The sequence below is a fragment of the Achromobacter pulmonis genome (assembly GCF_002885955.2).
GTDB lineage: Bacteria > Pseudomonadota > Gammaproteobacteria > Burkholderiales > Burkholderiaceae_B > Achromobacter > Achromobacter pulmonis_A.
Window position 1 is genome coordinate 53,692 of record NZ_POQS01000009.1, and the last position, 12,987, is coordinate 66,678.

The 12,987-nt window shown below is 68.7% G+C and carries 12 protein-coding genes and 1 pseudogene; 7 read left to right on the plus strand and 6 right to left on the minus strand.

Annotated features, from left to right (window positions below):
* Positions 1-43 precede the first annotated feature (43 nt).
* The 6 genes from C1I89_RS28855 to C1I89_RS28880 all read right to left on the minus strand — a co-directional run bounded on the left by C1I89_RS28855 (position 44) and on the right by C1I89_RS28880 (position 5,824).
* Positions 44-1,006, minus strand: a complete 963-nt coding sequence (locus C1I89_RS28855) for a Nudix family hydrolase (protein WP_102775715.1) — start codon at positions 1,004-1,006, stop codon at positions 44-46.
* Positions 999-1,865 carry an ATP-binding protein gene (locus C1I89_RS28860; protein WP_102775716.1) on the minus strand — a complete coding sequence of 289 codons (867 nt, stop codon included), beginning with the start codon at positions 1,863-1,865 and terminating at the stop codon, positions 999-1,001. The genes C1I89_RS28855 and C1I89_RS28860 overlap by 8 nt, the downstream gene beginning before the upstream one ends.
* A gap of 25 nt (positions 1,866-1,890) precedes the next feature.
* On the minus strand, positions 1,891-3,117 hold the full coding sequence (gene argJ / locus C1I89_RS28865; protein ID WP_102775717.1) for a bifunctional glutamate N-acetyltransferase/amino-acid acetyltransferase ArgJ: 1,227 nt from the start codon (positions 3,115-3,117) through the stop codon (positions 1,891-1,893).
* Between the two features lie 269 nt (positions 3,118-3,386).
* Positions 3,387-4,406, minus strand: a complete 1,020-nt coding sequence (locus C1I89_RS28870; protein WP_102775718.1) for a hypothetical protein — start codon at positions 4,404-4,406, stop codon at positions 3,387-3,389.
* Positions 4,407-4,444: 38 nt separating this feature from the next.
* On the minus strand, positions 4,445-4,939 hold the full coding sequence (locus C1I89_RS28875) for a MarR family winged helix-turn-helix transcriptional regulator (RefSeq protein WP_102775719.1): 495 nt from the start codon (positions 4,937-4,939) through the stop codon (positions 4,445-4,447).
* A 6-nt stretch (positions 4,940-4,945) separates the two neighbouring features.
* Entirely contained in the window at positions 4,946-5,824 is an 879-nt protein-coding gene (locus C1I89_RS28880) for an alpha/beta hydrolase (RefSeq protein ID WP_102775720.1), read from the minus strand.
* Positions 5,825-6,048: 224 nt separating this feature from the next.
* Between C1I89_RS28880 and C1I89_RS28885 the strand changes: the two genes are divergently transcribed.
* The 7 genes and pseudogenes from C1I89_RS28885 (at position 6,049) to siaA (ending at position 12,969) form a co-directional block, all read left to right on the plus strand.
* Complete coding sequence (locus C1I89_RS28885) at positions 6,049-7,212, plus strand: ABC transporter substrate-binding protein (RefSeq protein WP_102775721.1); 1,164 nt, start codon at positions 6,049-6,051, stop codon at positions 7,210-7,212.
* 117 nt (positions 7,213-7,329) lie between these two features.
* Positions 7,330-8,250: a branched-chain amino acid ABC transporter permease gene (locus C1I89_RS28890; RefSeq protein ID WP_102775722.1), complete on the plus strand. Its 921-nt coding sequence runs from the start codon at positions 7,330-7,332 to the stop codon at positions 8,248-8,250.
* A 2-nt stretch (positions 8,251-8,252) separates the two neighbouring features.
* Complete coding sequence (locus C1I89_RS28895; protein ID WP_102775723.1) at positions 8,253-9,215, plus strand: branched-chain amino acid ABC transporter permease; 963 nt, start codon at positions 8,253-8,255, stop codon at positions 9,213-9,215.
* Positions 9,216-9,292: 77 nt separating this feature from the next.
* Positions 9,293-9,742 (plus strand): annotated as a pseudogene (locus C1I89_RS36050) (ATP-binding cassette domain-containing protein); the annotation flags it as partial.
* Between the two features lie 99 nt (positions 9,743-9,841).
* Positions 9,842-9,979, plus strand: coding sequence for a hypothetical protein (locus C1I89_RS36055; RefSeq protein ID WP_440130671.1), 138 nt, complete (start codon positions 9,842-9,844; stop codon positions 9,977-9,979).
* Positions 9,979-10,683: an ABC transporter ATP-binding protein gene (locus C1I89_RS28905; RefSeq protein WP_102775725.1), complete on the plus strand. Its 705-nt coding sequence runs from the start codon at positions 9,979-9,981 to the stop codon at positions 10,681-10,683. The genes C1I89_RS36055 and C1I89_RS28905 overlap by 1 nt, the downstream gene beginning before the upstream one ends.
* A gap of 297 nt (positions 10,684-10,980) precedes the next feature.
* Positions 10,981-12,969, plus strand: a complete 1,989-nt coding sequence (gene siaA / locus C1I89_RS28910) for a biofilm regulation protein phosphatase SiaA (protein ID WP_219929620.1) — start codon at positions 10,981-10,983, stop codon at positions 12,967-12,969.
* Positions 12,970-12,987: the final 18 nt, after the last annotated feature.

A 12,987-nucleotide genomic window follows, 5' to 3' on the forward strand; every position in this document is an offset into this window, starting at 1 on the left:
CGTGCGCGGCGCGGCCGCGCGCACGGCGTTTCTGGAACGCGAATCAGAGCAGGCCGCGTATCCCGGCGATGCCGTGCGCGCCATGGCGCAGCGCCGCCGACAGCGTGGCGGCGGACTGGCCGCCCAGCGCGAAGACCGGGATGCCGGCGTCGCGGTTGCCGGCGACGAAGCCTTCCCAGCCCAGCGTGGGCGCGCCCGGATGCGAGGCGGTTTCCAGGACCGGCCCCAGCACGGCGAAGTCCGCGCCGAGTTCGCGCGCATGCACGACTTCGGCGTTGTCGTGGGCGGATACGCCCACCAGCGCGCCGGCGGGCAGGGCGGGGCGGGCGTGCAGGCGGGCCGCGTCGGCGGCGCGCAGGTGCACGCCGTCGGCTTCCTTCCACCAGGCCGCGGGATGCACGCTGTTGACCAGCACGCGCGCGCCGGCGGCGCGGCAGCGCTTGAGCACGCTTTGCAGCACCTCATGCAGCGAGCTGGCGCCCACGCCGTCCGGCCATTGCGGCTCGCGCAGCTGCACCAGCTTCACGCCGCGCGCCAGCGCCGCCTCCAGGCGGCCGAGAAACGCGGGCACGCCGGCGCGCGAGCCGATGCCGCTGATGGCGTAAGCGGTGGGCAGCTGCAGCCAGCGCAGCGGCGGCAGCGTGGCGGGCAGCAGGTCGCCGACCGCGCCGGCCTCGGCCGGGTCCACCCATTCCAGGCGCTGGTTCTCCAGGCCGCGCGGCTCGCCTTCCCAGCCCGTGACGTGGCAGAAGGCCAGGCGCACGGTCGTATGCGGATAGGCGTGCACGTAGGTGACCCAGGGGCGCGACTGCGTGACGCGGATGCCGATCTCTTCGTGCAGCTCGCGGGCCAGGGCTTCGAGCACGGTCTCGCCGGGTTCGAGCTTGCCGCCCGGCAGTTCCCACCAGCCGGCCCAGGGCTTGCCTTCGGGACGCTGGCCCAGCAGCAGTTTGCCGTCCGGACGCAGGATCAGGCCGGCGGCGACGTCGACGATTTTTTCAGACATGCCGGGCCGCCCAGTCGCGCGCGAATTGATAGGCCACGCGGCCCGAGCGCGAGCCGCGTTCGATGGTCCACTGCAGGGCCTCGGTGCGCGAGGGCTCGATCTGCGCTTCGGGACAGCCGAGTTCGCGCAGCCAGTGGTAGACGATGTCGAGGTAGTCGTCCTGCTTGAAGGGGTAGAACGACAGCCACAGCCCGAAGCGCTCGGACAGCGAGATCTTTTCCTCGACCGTCTCGCCGGGGTGGATCTCGCCGTCGGGCTGGTGCTTGGCCGCCAGGTTCTCGCTCATGTATTCCGGCATCAGGTGGCGCCGGTTGGAGGTGGCGTAGATGAGCACGTTGTCGCCCGAGGCCGAAACCGAGCCGTCCAGCACCGACTTCAGCGCCTTGTAGCCGGCCTCGCCTTCCTCGAAGGACAGGTCGTCGCAGAACACGATGAAGCGTTCGGGCCGGGCGGCCACCAGTTCGACGATGTCGGCCAGGTCGCCCAGGTCGGACTTGTCCACTTCGATCAGGCGCAGGCCGCGTTCGCCGTAGGCGGCCAGCATGGCCTTGACCAGCGAGCTCTTGCCGGTGCCGCGCGCGCCCGTCATGAGCACGTTGTTGGCGGGCTTGCCGGCGATGAACTGCTGGGTGTTGCGGTCGATGATGGCCTTCTGGCGCTCGATGTGCTGCAGGTCTTCCAGGTCGATGCGCGCCACGTGGCGCACGGCGTCCAGCCAGCCGCGCGAGCCGCGCTTGCGCCAGCGGAACGCGTGGGCGGTCCAGTCGATTTCGGGCGGGGCGGGGGGAAGCCAGGCTTCCAGCTGGGCCAGCACGCGCTCGGCGCGCTGGATGAGGGTCGAGAACTCGTTTGCGGTCACGGCTGCGGTCCGGAAAGTGCGGGGTTCAGGAACGGTAGTCGGCGTTGATCGACACGTACTCGTGCGAGAAATCGCAGGTATAGACCGTGTCGCTCACCTGGCCGCGGCCCAGCGCGATGCGCACCTGGATCTCGGCCTGCTTCATGACGCGCTGGCCGTCGGCCTCCTGGTAGTCGGGATTGCGGCCGCCGTCCTTGGCCACCAGCACGTCATCCAGCCACAGGCGGATGCCGGACACGTCCAGGTCGTCGATGCCGGCGTAGCCCACCGCGGCCAGGATGCGGCCCAGGTTGGGGTCCGACGCGAAGAAGGCGGTCTTGACCAGCGGGGAGTGCGCCACCGCGTAGGCCACCTTCAGCGCCTCTTCGGTGCTGCCGGCTTCTTCGACGCGGATGGTCATGAACTTGGTGGCGCCTTCGGCGTCGCGCACGATCTTGGTGGCCAGGTCCAGCGCGGCGGCGGTCAGGGCCTCGCGCACGGCCGCGTAGGCGGCGTCGGACTCGCTGAGGACCTCGACGCCGGACTTGCCGGTGGCGGCGATGATGAAGGAGTCATTGGTGGAGGTGTCGCCGTCGACCGTGATGCGGTTGAACGAGGCGTCGGCGATCTCGCCGGCCAGCCTGGCCAGCAGCGGCTGGGCGATGCCGGCGTCGGTGGCCAGGAAGCTCAGCATGGTGGCCATGTTGGGGCGGATCATGCCGGCGCCCTTGCTGATGCCGGTGAAGGTGACGGTCTTGCCTTCGATCTGCACGCGGGCCGAGTAGATCTTCGGCAGCGTGTCGGTCGTCATGATGCCGTGGGCGGCGCTGGACCAGTGGTCCGGGCCGAGGTCGGCGATGGCGCGGGGCAGGCCGGCGACCAGGCGGTCCAGCGGCAGCGGTTCGAGGATGACGCCGGTGGAGAACGGCAGGATCTGGGCGGCGGGCACGCCCAGCAGCTGGCCCAGGGCGGCGCAGGTGTCCTGCGCTTTCTTGAGGCCTTCGGCGCCGGTGCCGGCGTTGGCGTTGCCGGTGTTGATGACCAGCGCGCTGATGGGGCCGCCGGCGGCCAGGTGGGCCTGGCAGACCTGCACCGGGGCGGCGCAGAAGCGGTTGCGCGTGAACACGCCCGCGACGCTGGTGCCTTCGGCCAGGCGGAACACCGTCAGGTCGCGCCGGTTGGCCTTGCGGATGCCAGCCTCGGCGACGCCGATTTCTACGCCGGCAACAGGGAAAATTTCGGACTCGGAGGGGATCTGCAGGTTAACGGCCATGACTTCGTCTCATGAATGAGCAGGACGGAATCGCCGCCAGGCGAGGCGGCGTACGAGGGAAAGCTTTGTATTATCCCACCGCTTTGGGGCGCCCGATGGGTTTCGCGCGCTCGATGGTCGCGTTCCTGTTTAAAGGATCTCGCGCTGCACCCATCCTACGATCATCGGTCGGTTCGTAGGATGGGTGCAGCGCGAGGCCCCTCGAGCAAGAACCCCGATATCGAGCGCGCGAAACCCATCAGGCGCCGCCAGCCGCCCACACCTCCCCATCAAGGCCCCATCCGCATCGCCGCAACGTCCAGAACGCCCGCTTCCCGGTTGCTGAGCACGCTGCGCACGGCGCCGTCCGGCGCCTGCAGCACCGATTGGCCGGCGGGCACGTCCTCGCCGCCGGCGCGCCGCGCCGAGCGCCCGCGCGAAGGGGAGAACAGCAGGTCGCCCGGCCGCGCGCCGGGCAGGCCGGCGCGCGCGGCCAGCACCCGCGTGCCGGCGGGATAGGTCATGTCGCCCAGCGCGGTTTCGCGCGCCAGCAGGCCCTCGAAATCCAGCATGCGGCGCTGGCCGTCGAGCTGCATGTCGACCTTGAGCAGCGGCAGGGCGGCGACTTCCAGCGCGCCGCTGCCCTCGGTGCGCAGCAGCCAGCGCGGCGAGTTCGGCGCGGCGGCGTCGAGCGCCTTGAGCCAGGCGCCCGGGGGCACGGGCTGCTGGCCGAGGGTGTTGCCGATGGCCAGGTGGCAGCTGGCGAAATGCGGATTGCCGTCGTGCAGCGCGAACTCGACGCGGTGGCCGTGCGCGCACAGCCAGCCGTCCAGCGCCTGGTCCCGGGCGATCTCCGCCGACAGCGTCTCGGGCTGCCTGGCGTTGGCCGGGTAGCGGAACAGGCGCGTGGCGCTGACGCCCAGGATCGAGGCCGGCTGCGTCTCGGGAAAGACGGCGCGGTCGAACGAGCCCAGGTCGCCGGGCGTGGCCAGGCGCAGCTCGGTGCCGGCCGGCATCTCCACGCCGGCCAGCCGCGTGGCCTGGGCCAGCACGGTCTTGCGGCCGGCGTCGGCCTGCGCGTCGCGCTGGGCCGCGAACCAGATACTGAATTGCTGGTAGGGAAAAATCGAGCCGATGACGGCCAGCAGCGCCAGCAGCGTGGCGCCGGTGCGGCGATGGCCGCCCAGCCAGCGGCGCGCGCTGCGCGTGGTCGCCAGCACGGCCAGCCAGGTCAGCAGCGTGGACAGGCAGGCCAGCGAGACCGCCATCAGCACGTAGAAATTACCGCCAGGGAGGGAAACCGGAATCATGGCGGCAATTATGCGCCTATCGGCGGCCCTCCATCGGCTCAGTTCTTGGCCGCCGCCGAGCGGGTGGCGACCACCTGCAACTTGAGTTCGCCCAAGGCCTGAAACAGCGCATTGCGGGTGGACTCGGGCAGATCGCCGAACATGGACTTGACCCAGGATTCATGGGCGCGCGCCATGCGCGCGAAGCTCTTCCTGCCCAGCGGCGTCAGCTTGATGAGCGAGCTGCGGCGGTCGGATTCGACCTTGGTGCGCACCACCAGCCCTTCTTTTTCGAGCTGGTCCGTGATGCCGGTGATATTGCCGTTGGTGACCATCATGTGGCGCGACAGCTCGCCCATCTTCATGCCCTTGGGCGCGCGCTGCAGCTGCGCCATCAGGTCGAAGCGCGGCAGCGTGGTGTCGAACTCGGTGCGCAGGCGGCTGCGGATCTCGCTTTCGACGAGATTGGCGCAGGTCAGCATGCGCAGCCACAGGCGCAGCGCATGGTGGTCGTCCGGCGCGGCGCGGGATTCCAGGTCGGGGGCGTTGATCATGGCGGATTACCGGACGGTTGCCAGACCCATCTGCTCGAAGATGGCGCGGGTCAGCGGGCTGTTGGGATCGTTCAGACTGAGCACGATGTCGTAATGGTTGGTGCCGGGCATCGGCACATAACGGCCGGGAAAACCGCGTTCGCGCCAGGCGGCGAGATAGTCGTCGGACTGGCGCTTGAACTCGTCGGTCTCGGTTTCGCCGTAGCTCACCAGCAGCGGGCAGCCCGTTTGCGGCAGCTGCAGGGCGGGGCTGTTGCGGATGGCGTCGGCCTCGCTCATGCGCATCCACTCATTGATATGGGTGTGCACCAGCGGACGCAGGTCGAACAGGCCCGACAGCGGCGCCGCGCCGCGGATCACGTCGGGCGGGACCTCGTAGCCGGCATGCCAGCCGCCGGCCAGCAGCGCGCCCACCAGATGCCCGCCGGCCGAACTGCCGCAGATGTGGATGCGCGCCGGGTCGCCGCCGTATTCGGCGATATGGCGGTGGACCCAGGCCAGCGCGCGCCGGTTCTGGTCCACGATGCGGTCGAGCGTGACGGCCGGCGCCAGCGAATAGTTCACCGCCACCACCACCGCGCCGGCGCGGGTGAAGGCCGGCGCCATGTTGCTGGAATCGCTCTTGGACAGCAGGCGCCAGTAGCCGCCGTGGATGTATACGAACACCGGCGCGCCGCGCGCGCCGCCGGCGGCCGGGAAGATGTCCAGCGATTCGTCGGCATGCTCGCCATAGGACACGTCCAGCACGCAGTCCAGCGTGCGCCGCGCCAGCGCGCTGTCCTCGGCGTATTGCTTGAGTATGGGCTGGATGTCGGGTACTGTCGCGCGAGCGTTGTACTGGACGTCCAGCGCGGCGCGGTCATAATTGCGGTAGAGGGTGGCCATGGCGGTCGCGGTTCGTGAACCCGTTGGTAAAAACCCTAGACTTGTTTTGGGGGATACTTTAAACCTAAACTATGAACCACGCCAGCTTTCCCCCGTGCAACGACGGGGGATCGGGGTAGCCCCGGAGACGGCGCAAAACGCCGGCAGGCCGGGCACAGAAGTCTTTCGCATCGCACCCTGAAGAAGAACAACCTCTGCGCGGCTCGCGCACGGAGCACACCACCATGCGTTTGATCACTTCCCTTCTGGCCGCCGCGGCCCTGGCGCCGGCGCTGGCCGGCGCCGACACCATCAAGGTCGGCATCGCCAACGACATCTCCGGCCCGTTCTCGGCCCTGGGCGCCGAAGCCCGCGACGGTTTCAACCTGGCCATCAAGCAGCTCGGCGGCAAGCTGGGCGGACAGCCCGCCGAATTCCTGCAGACCGACATGGGCGGCAACCCCGATCAGGCGCGCCAGCTGGTCACGCGCTACATCCAGCGCGAAAAGATCGATTTCTTCACCGGCCCCATCGGCTCGAACGTGGCGCTGGCCGTGGGCCCGGCGCTGTTCGCGGCCAAGGTTCCCTACCTGTCGAACAATCCCGGCCCCAGCCAGTTCGCCGGCTCGCAGTGCAACGCCTACTGGTTCGGCACCTCGTACCAGAACGACGCCTTCCACGAGGCGGCCGGCAAGGTCGCCGCGGACCGCGGCTTCAAGAAGATGTTCATCATGGCCCCCGACTACCCGGCGGGCAAGGACGCGCTGGCCGGCTTCAAGCGCGGCTACAAGACGCCGCCGGGCGACGAGGTCTACACCAAGCTCGGCCAGATCGACTACGCCGCCGAACTGGCGCAGATCCGCGCGGCCAAGCCCGACGCCGTCTACATCTTCCTGCCCGGCGGCATGGGCATCAACTTCGTCAAGCAGTTCGTCTCGACCGGCCTGTCGCAAAGCGTCAAGCTGATCGGCCCGGGCTTTTCCGCCGACGAGGACGTGATCCAGGCGGTGGGCGATCCCATGCTGGGCATGTACAACACCGCGCAATGGGCGCATGACCTCGACGTGCCGCAGAACAAGGCCTTCGTCGAGGCCTTCCGCAAGGAATACAACGGCCGCTATCCCTCGGTCTACGCCGCCCAGTCCTACGACGTGATCATGGCCATGGACGCCGCCGTCAAGCAGGCCGGCGGCAAGGCCTCGGACCGCGCCGCCATCATCAAGGCGCTGGAGAAGGCCGACTATCCCTCGGTGCGCGGCAGCTACACCTACGGCAAGAACCACTACCCGATCCAGGCCTATTACCTGCGCGTCGTCGAGAAGGACGGCAGCGGCCGCGTCACCAACAAGCTGGTGGGCAAGGTGTTCGACAAGTACCAGGACGTGTACGTAGGCGACTGCAAGCTATAGGACGTTGCGGTTGTACGGTGCGGGGTCGCACGGAGCCGGCTTTGCCGGTCCGTCGCGACGCCCCCTTGAGGGGGAAGCGCGCAGCGCTTCGGGGGTGGGCTCTCCAGAGGAAATTTCATGACGTTTACGCTGATCGTCGAGCAATTGCTGAACGGTCTGCAGTTTGGGTTGATGTTGTTTTTGATCGCGGCCGGGCTGACCCTGGTGTTCGGCATCATGGACATCATGAATCTGGCTCACGGCTCGCTCTACATGGCCGGCGCCTACGTGGCGGCCGAGACCATGCAGCGCACGGGTTCATTCACCGCCGCCGTCCTGGTGGCGGCCGTCGCCACCGGCCTGGTCGGCGTGGTGCTGGAACTCGTGCTCATCCGACGCCTGGCGCTGCGCGACCACCTGGCCCAGGTGCTGGGCACCTATGCCGTCATTCTCATCGCCAATGACCTGGTCAAGATGATCTGGGGCCCGGCCCCGGTCATGCTGAACATGCCGGCCGCCCTGTCCGGGCCGGTGCGGCTGCTGCCCGACCTGCTGTATCCGGCCTACCGCCTGATGATCATCGTGTTCGGCGTGGCCGCGGCCGCGGGCCTGTACTGGTTCGTCACGCGCACCCGCGCCGGCGTCCTGGTGCGCGCCGGCGCGTCCAACCGCCAGATGGCCACGCTGATGGGCGTGCGGGTGCCGCTGCTGTTCCTGGGCGTGTTCGCGCTGGGCGCCATGCTGGCCGCCGTGGCCGGCGCGCTGCTGGGTCCGATCACCTCGGTGCAGGTGGGCATGGGCGAGGAAATCCTGATCCTGGTGCTGGTGTGCATCGTCATCGGCGGCATCGGCTCGATCCGTGGCGCCTTCGTCGGCGCGCTGCTGGTGGGCATGGTCGACACGGCGGGGCGCGCCTTTCTGCCCATGCTGCTGCGCCAGGTCTTTTCGCCGGCCGTGGCTTCCAGCGTCGGACCGACGCTGGCGGCCATCGCCATTTACGTATTGATGGCGGCGGTGCTGGTGTTCCGGCCGTCGGGCCTGTTTCCGGCGCGGGGTTGAGCATGAGATCGATCGTCTGGACCGTGGTCCTGCTGGCCGCGCTCGCGGTGTTCCCGCTGGTCGCGCCGGCCCTGGGCCTGGACTTCTACATTTCCTTCGTGCGGCGCGTGCTGATCTACGCCCTGGCCGCCACCAGCCTGAACCTGATCCTGGGCTATGGCGGCATGGTGGCGCTGGGCCACGCGGCGTTCTTCGGCGCCGGCGCCTACGCGGTGGGCATCCTGGCCATGTCGGGCGTGACCTCGGCGCTGGTCGCCTGGCCCGTCGCCATGCTGCTGGCCGCGGTGCTGGCCTGCATCACCGGCGCGATCTCGCTGCGCACGCGCGGCGTGTACTTCATCATGATCACGCTGGCCTTCGCGCAGATGCTGTTCTACATCTTCATCTCGTTGCGCCAGTACGGCGGCGAGGACGGCCTCAACCTGCCGGGCTATTCCAGCCTGCCCGGCATCGACCTGGCCAATGACGTCAGTTTCTATTACCTGGTGCTGGCGCTGTTCGCGCTGATCATGTGGGTGTTCGGGCGCGTGGTGGCCTCGCGCTTCGGCACGGCGCTGCAAGGCATACGCGAGAACGAATCGCGCATGGAGTCCATGGGCTATCCGGTCTACCGTCTCAAGCTGACCGCCTTCACGCTCAGCGGCGCGGTGGCCGGGCTGGCCGGCGCGCTGCTGGCCAACCACAACCTTTTCATCTCGCCCAGCCTGATGCACTGGACCCAGTCCGCCAACCTGCTGATCATGGTGCTGGTCGGCGGCATCGGCCTGCGCTATGGCGGCGTGGCGGGCGCGGTGGTGATGCTGACCCTGGAGGAAGTGCTGCGGCTGTGGACGGAATACTGGCACCTGCCGCTGGGCGTGCTGCTGCTGTGCGTGGTGTTCGGCGCCCCGCGCGGCCTGGTCGGCCTGTTCGGCCCGCTCTTCGGCGGCCGCGCCGCCGCGCAATCCGGCAAGGTGGGATCATGAACGCGTCCGCAACCCCGGCCCTGCAGGCCACGTCGCTGGTGCGCCGCTTCGGCGCGCTGGTGGCCACCGACAACGTCTCGTTGACGCTCCGTCCCGGCGAGATCCACGCCCTGATCGGGCCCAACGGCGCCGGCAAGTCCACGCTGATCCATCTGCTGTCGGGCACGCTGGCGGCCGATTCGGGCACGCTGCTCGTGGGCGGGCGCGACGTCACCGGCATGAACGCGCACCAGCGCGTGTCCGCCGGCCTGTCGCGCTCCTACCAGATCACCAATATCTTCAAGCAGTCCAGCGTGCTGGACAACCTGGTGCTGGCGGTGCAGGCGCACGCGGGCTCCAGCTTCCGCTTCTGGAAGGCGCGCGCGGCCGAGGCCGCGCTGTACGAGCAGGCGCGCGAACTGGCGCGCGAGTGCGCCATCGACGCCAGCCTGCTGGCGCGCCCGGCCGGCACGCTGCCGCATGGCGAACAGCGCAAGGTCGAGTTCGCGCTGGCGCTGGCCGCAAGGCCGAGCGTGCTGCTGCTGGACGAGCCCATGGCCGGCATGGGGCCGGACGAGACCGTGCGCCTGACCGAACTGATCGAATCCCTGCGCGGGCGCGCCGCCATGCTGCTGGTCGAACACGATATGCAGGCGGTGTTCCGCCTGGCCGACCGCCTGTCGGTGCTGGTGTATGGCCGCGTCATCGCGACCGGCGCGCCGGACGAAATCCGCGCCAATCCCGAGGTGCGCCAAGCCTACCTGGGCGACGAGGAGACCGTGTGATGCTGACCATCGAAGCGGCCAAAAGCGGCTACGGCGCCAGCCAGGTGCTGTTCGGCGTGGACCTGCAGATCGGCGCGGGCCAGGTGGTGACGCTGCTGGGCCGCAACGGCATGGGCAAGACCACGCTGCTGCGCACCCTGTTCGGCCAGCTGCCGCTGCGTGGCGGCAGCATCCATTTCGCCGGGCAGGACATCAGCGGCTGGAGCCCGGACCGCATCGCGCGGACCGGCATGGCCATCGTGCCGGAAGGGCGCCAGTGCTTTCCCAACCTGACCGTGCGCGAGCACCTGACCGCCTTCACGGCCGGGCGCAACCCCGACATCGGCGAGCCCTGGACCCCCGAGCGCGTATTCGAGCTGTTTCCGCGCCTGCAGGAGCGCGCGCGCAACATGGGCAACCAGCTCTCCGGCGGCGAGCAGCAGATGCTGGCCATCGGGCGGGCGCTGGTGACCAATCCCCGGCTGCTGATCCTGGACGAGGCCACCGAAGGCCTGGCGCCCAAGATCCGCGAGGAGATCTGGAACTGCCTGGCGCGGCTGCGCCAGGCGGGGCAGACCATCCTGGTCATCGACAAATATGTCGAAAGACTGCTGAGCCTGGCCGACCGCCACGTGATCCTGGAGCGCGGCAAGGTGGTGTGGACCGGCGACTCGCAGGCCCTGGACGCCGACCGCGGGCTGTGGGAGCGCTATCTGGGCGTGTAGCGGGAAAGCTGCAGTGGCATGATGCCCGGCGGATTTGGATTGATATAAATTGCAATAAATCAGTATTTATATTGCAAATTTGAAACTTCCCCCGCCGTGAATGCTTACACTCGTTTTCGACTGTTTCATTTACATCTACTGTTATCTACACTTGTCGCGCCGGGCAAGCCGCGTGGTGCGCCCGCAACCGGAAGGCGGGGCGATCGCGCGGCAAATGGCCGTTTTTTGGCTGCGGCAAAGCTCGCGTCCCCTTTTTACGCACATCGCGTCTTATTCGAGCTGTCAGGAAGACTTCGCATGGCGAAATGGGGTTTGCGCAAAAAATCGTTGATGGCGCTGTTGCTGGCCTGTGTGGTCGCGCTGGCGCCGGCGGCCTTGATCGGCTGGCAGGTGCTGGACGGGGTCCGGGAATACTTCGGACGGGCCTACGCCGATAATTTCACGCAGTTGAGCCGCCAGCGCGTGCTGGCCCCGATCTCGCGCGAGCTGGCGCTGTCGCTGCGGCTGGCCGACAGCGAAGTGACGCGCCGCTGGCTGCGCCACGAAAGCGATCCGGCCGCGCGCGAACTGTTCTTCCGTGAAGCCGACGGCTACCGCCGCGACCTGCTGGGCCGGGCCTATTTCATCGCCAGCGCCGCTTCCGGCAATTACTACTTCAACGACGACCAGCCGCTGTCCGAGACGCCGCGCTACACGCTCAGCCAGACCGCGGCCGACGACGGCTGGTTCTACCTGACGCTGAAGTCGCCAGCCAAATACAACATCAACGTCAACCCGGACCTGAAGCTGCAGACCACCAAAGTGTGGATCAACGTGCAGGTGCGCGACGGCGACCGGGTCATGGGCCTGACCGGCTCGGCGCTGGACGTCGGCGGCTTCCTGCGCGAGTTCGTGCACAGCGGCCAGCCCGGCGTCACGCCCATCATCGTCGATGCCGACGGCGCGATCCAGGCGCACATGGACGCCTCGCTGATCGCCTACAACTCGGGCGCCGGCGGCGCCGACCAGGGCCGCGGCAAGGTGTTCAACCTGATCGACGGCAAGGGCGGGCGCGAGCGGCTGGCCGCGGCCATGCAGGCCGCCCAGGCCGATCCGCAGTCGGTGCAGTCGGCCTGGGTGACGATGGGCGGCGTGCGCCAGCTGGTGTCGGTGGCCTACATGCCGGAACTGCACTGGCACGTGCTGACCATGGTGGACCTGGGCGCGGCGCGCGTGCTGAACACGGACTGGGTATGGCCGGCGGCGATCGGCCTGGTGGTGCTGTTCGCGGCCATGCTGCTGTGCTTCGGCTACGCCATCGAGCGGCTGATGCTGCGCCCGCTGCGCCGCCTGCAGCAGTCGGCGCGGGCCATCGCGGACGGCAGCTACGACGTGCGCCTGCCGCCGGGCGGGCAGGACGAGATCGGCGACCTCAGCCGCGCCTTCGGCGTGATGGCCGACAAGGTGCGCCAGCACACGGCCGAGCTGGAGACCAAGGTGCGCGAACGCACCTCCGAGCTGGAGGACGCCAACCGCGCCATGGCCGCGGCCCACAAGAAGATCGACGACTCCATCGACTACGCCAGCCTGATCCAGCGCGCCATCCTGCCGGACCGCCAGATGACGCAGTCGCTGGGCGCGCACCATTTCGTGCTGTGGAAGCCGCGCGACGTGGTCGGCGGCGACTTCTACGTGTTCCGTTCCGACGGCGCCAACTGCCTGCTGGGCATCATGGACTGCGCCGGCCACGGCGTGCCCGGCGCGCTGATGACCATGCTGGCGCGCGCGGCCATCGACCTGGCCATCACCGAGGCCGGACCGGCCGATCCGGCGGCCATCCTGGGCCGCACCGACGGCGCGATCCGCGCCATGCTTGCGGACGCGCAACTGCCGCGGGCGCTGGCCACCAATACCGATGCCGGGCTGGTATATATTGACCGCCACGCTGGCCGGCTGCGCTACGCGGGCGCCAAGATCAGCCTGTACGCAAGCAACGGCGAGGCGCTGCAGGAAGTGCCCGGCGGCAGGCGCGCGCTGGGCGACAAGCGCAGCGCCGTCTACGAGAACGTCGAATTGAAACTGGAGCCCGGCTGGACTTATTACCTCGCCACGGACGGGTTCCTGGACCAGGCCGGAGGCGAGCATGGCTTCGGTTTCGGCAACACGCGCTTCGCCGCCATGCTCAAGCGGCATGCGCGCCTGCCGTTGAGCGAACAGGCGGCCGCCTTCACCCAGGCGCTGGCCGAGTACCAGGGCGGACTGCCGCAGCGGGACGACATCACCTTGCTGTCGTTCCGTTTCGAATAATCGTAATCAGGGCGTAAC

Excerpts from the sequence above, each read along its gene's own strand:
- C1I89_RS28875 (WP_102775719.1), bottom strand. The coding sequence starts at position 4,939 with ATGATCAACGCCCCCGACCTGGAATCCCGCGCCGCGCCGGACGACCAC.
- C1I89_RS28870 (WP_102775718.1), bottom strand. The coding sequence starts at position 4,406 with ATGATTCCGGTTTCCCTCCCTGGCGGTAATTTCTACGTGCTGATGGCG.
- C1I89_RS36055 (WP_440130671.1), top strand. The coding sequence starts at position 9,842 with ATGCAGGCGGTGTTCCGCCTGGCCGACCGCCTGTCGGTGCTGGTGTAT.
- C1I89_RS28905 (WP_102775725.1), top strand. The coding sequence starts at position 9,979 with ATGCTGACCATCGAAGCGGCCAAAAGCGGCTACGGCGCCAGCCAGGTG.
- C1I89_RS28855 (WP_102775715.1), bottom strand. The coding sequence starts at position 1,006 with ATGTCTGAAAAAATCGTCGACGTCGCCGCCGGCCTGATCCTGCGTCCG.
- C1I89_RS28890 (WP_102775722.1), top strand. The coding sequence starts at position 7,330 with ATGACGTTTACGCTGATCGTCGAGCAATTGCTGAACGGTCTGCAGTTT.
- C1I89_RS28895 (WP_102775723.1), top strand. The coding sequence starts at position 8,253 with ATGAGATCGATCGTCTGGACCGTGGTCCTGCTGGCCGCGCTCGCGGTG.
- argJ (WP_102775717.1), bottom strand. The coding sequence starts at position 3,117 with ATGGCCGTTAACCTGCAGATCCCCTCCGAGTCCGAAATTTTCCCTGTT.
- siaA (WP_219929620.1), top strand. The coding sequence starts at position 10,981 with ATGGCGAAATGGGGTTTGCGCAAAAAATCGTTGATGGCGCTGTTGCTG.
- C1I89_RS28885 (WP_102775721.1), top strand. The coding sequence starts at position 6,049 with ATGCGTTTGATCACTTCCCTTCTGGCCGCCGCGGCCCTGGCGCCGGCG.
- C1I89_RS28880 (WP_102775720.1), bottom strand. The coding sequence starts at position 5,824 with ATGGCCACCCTCTACCGCAATTATGACCGCGCCGCGCTGGACGTCCAG.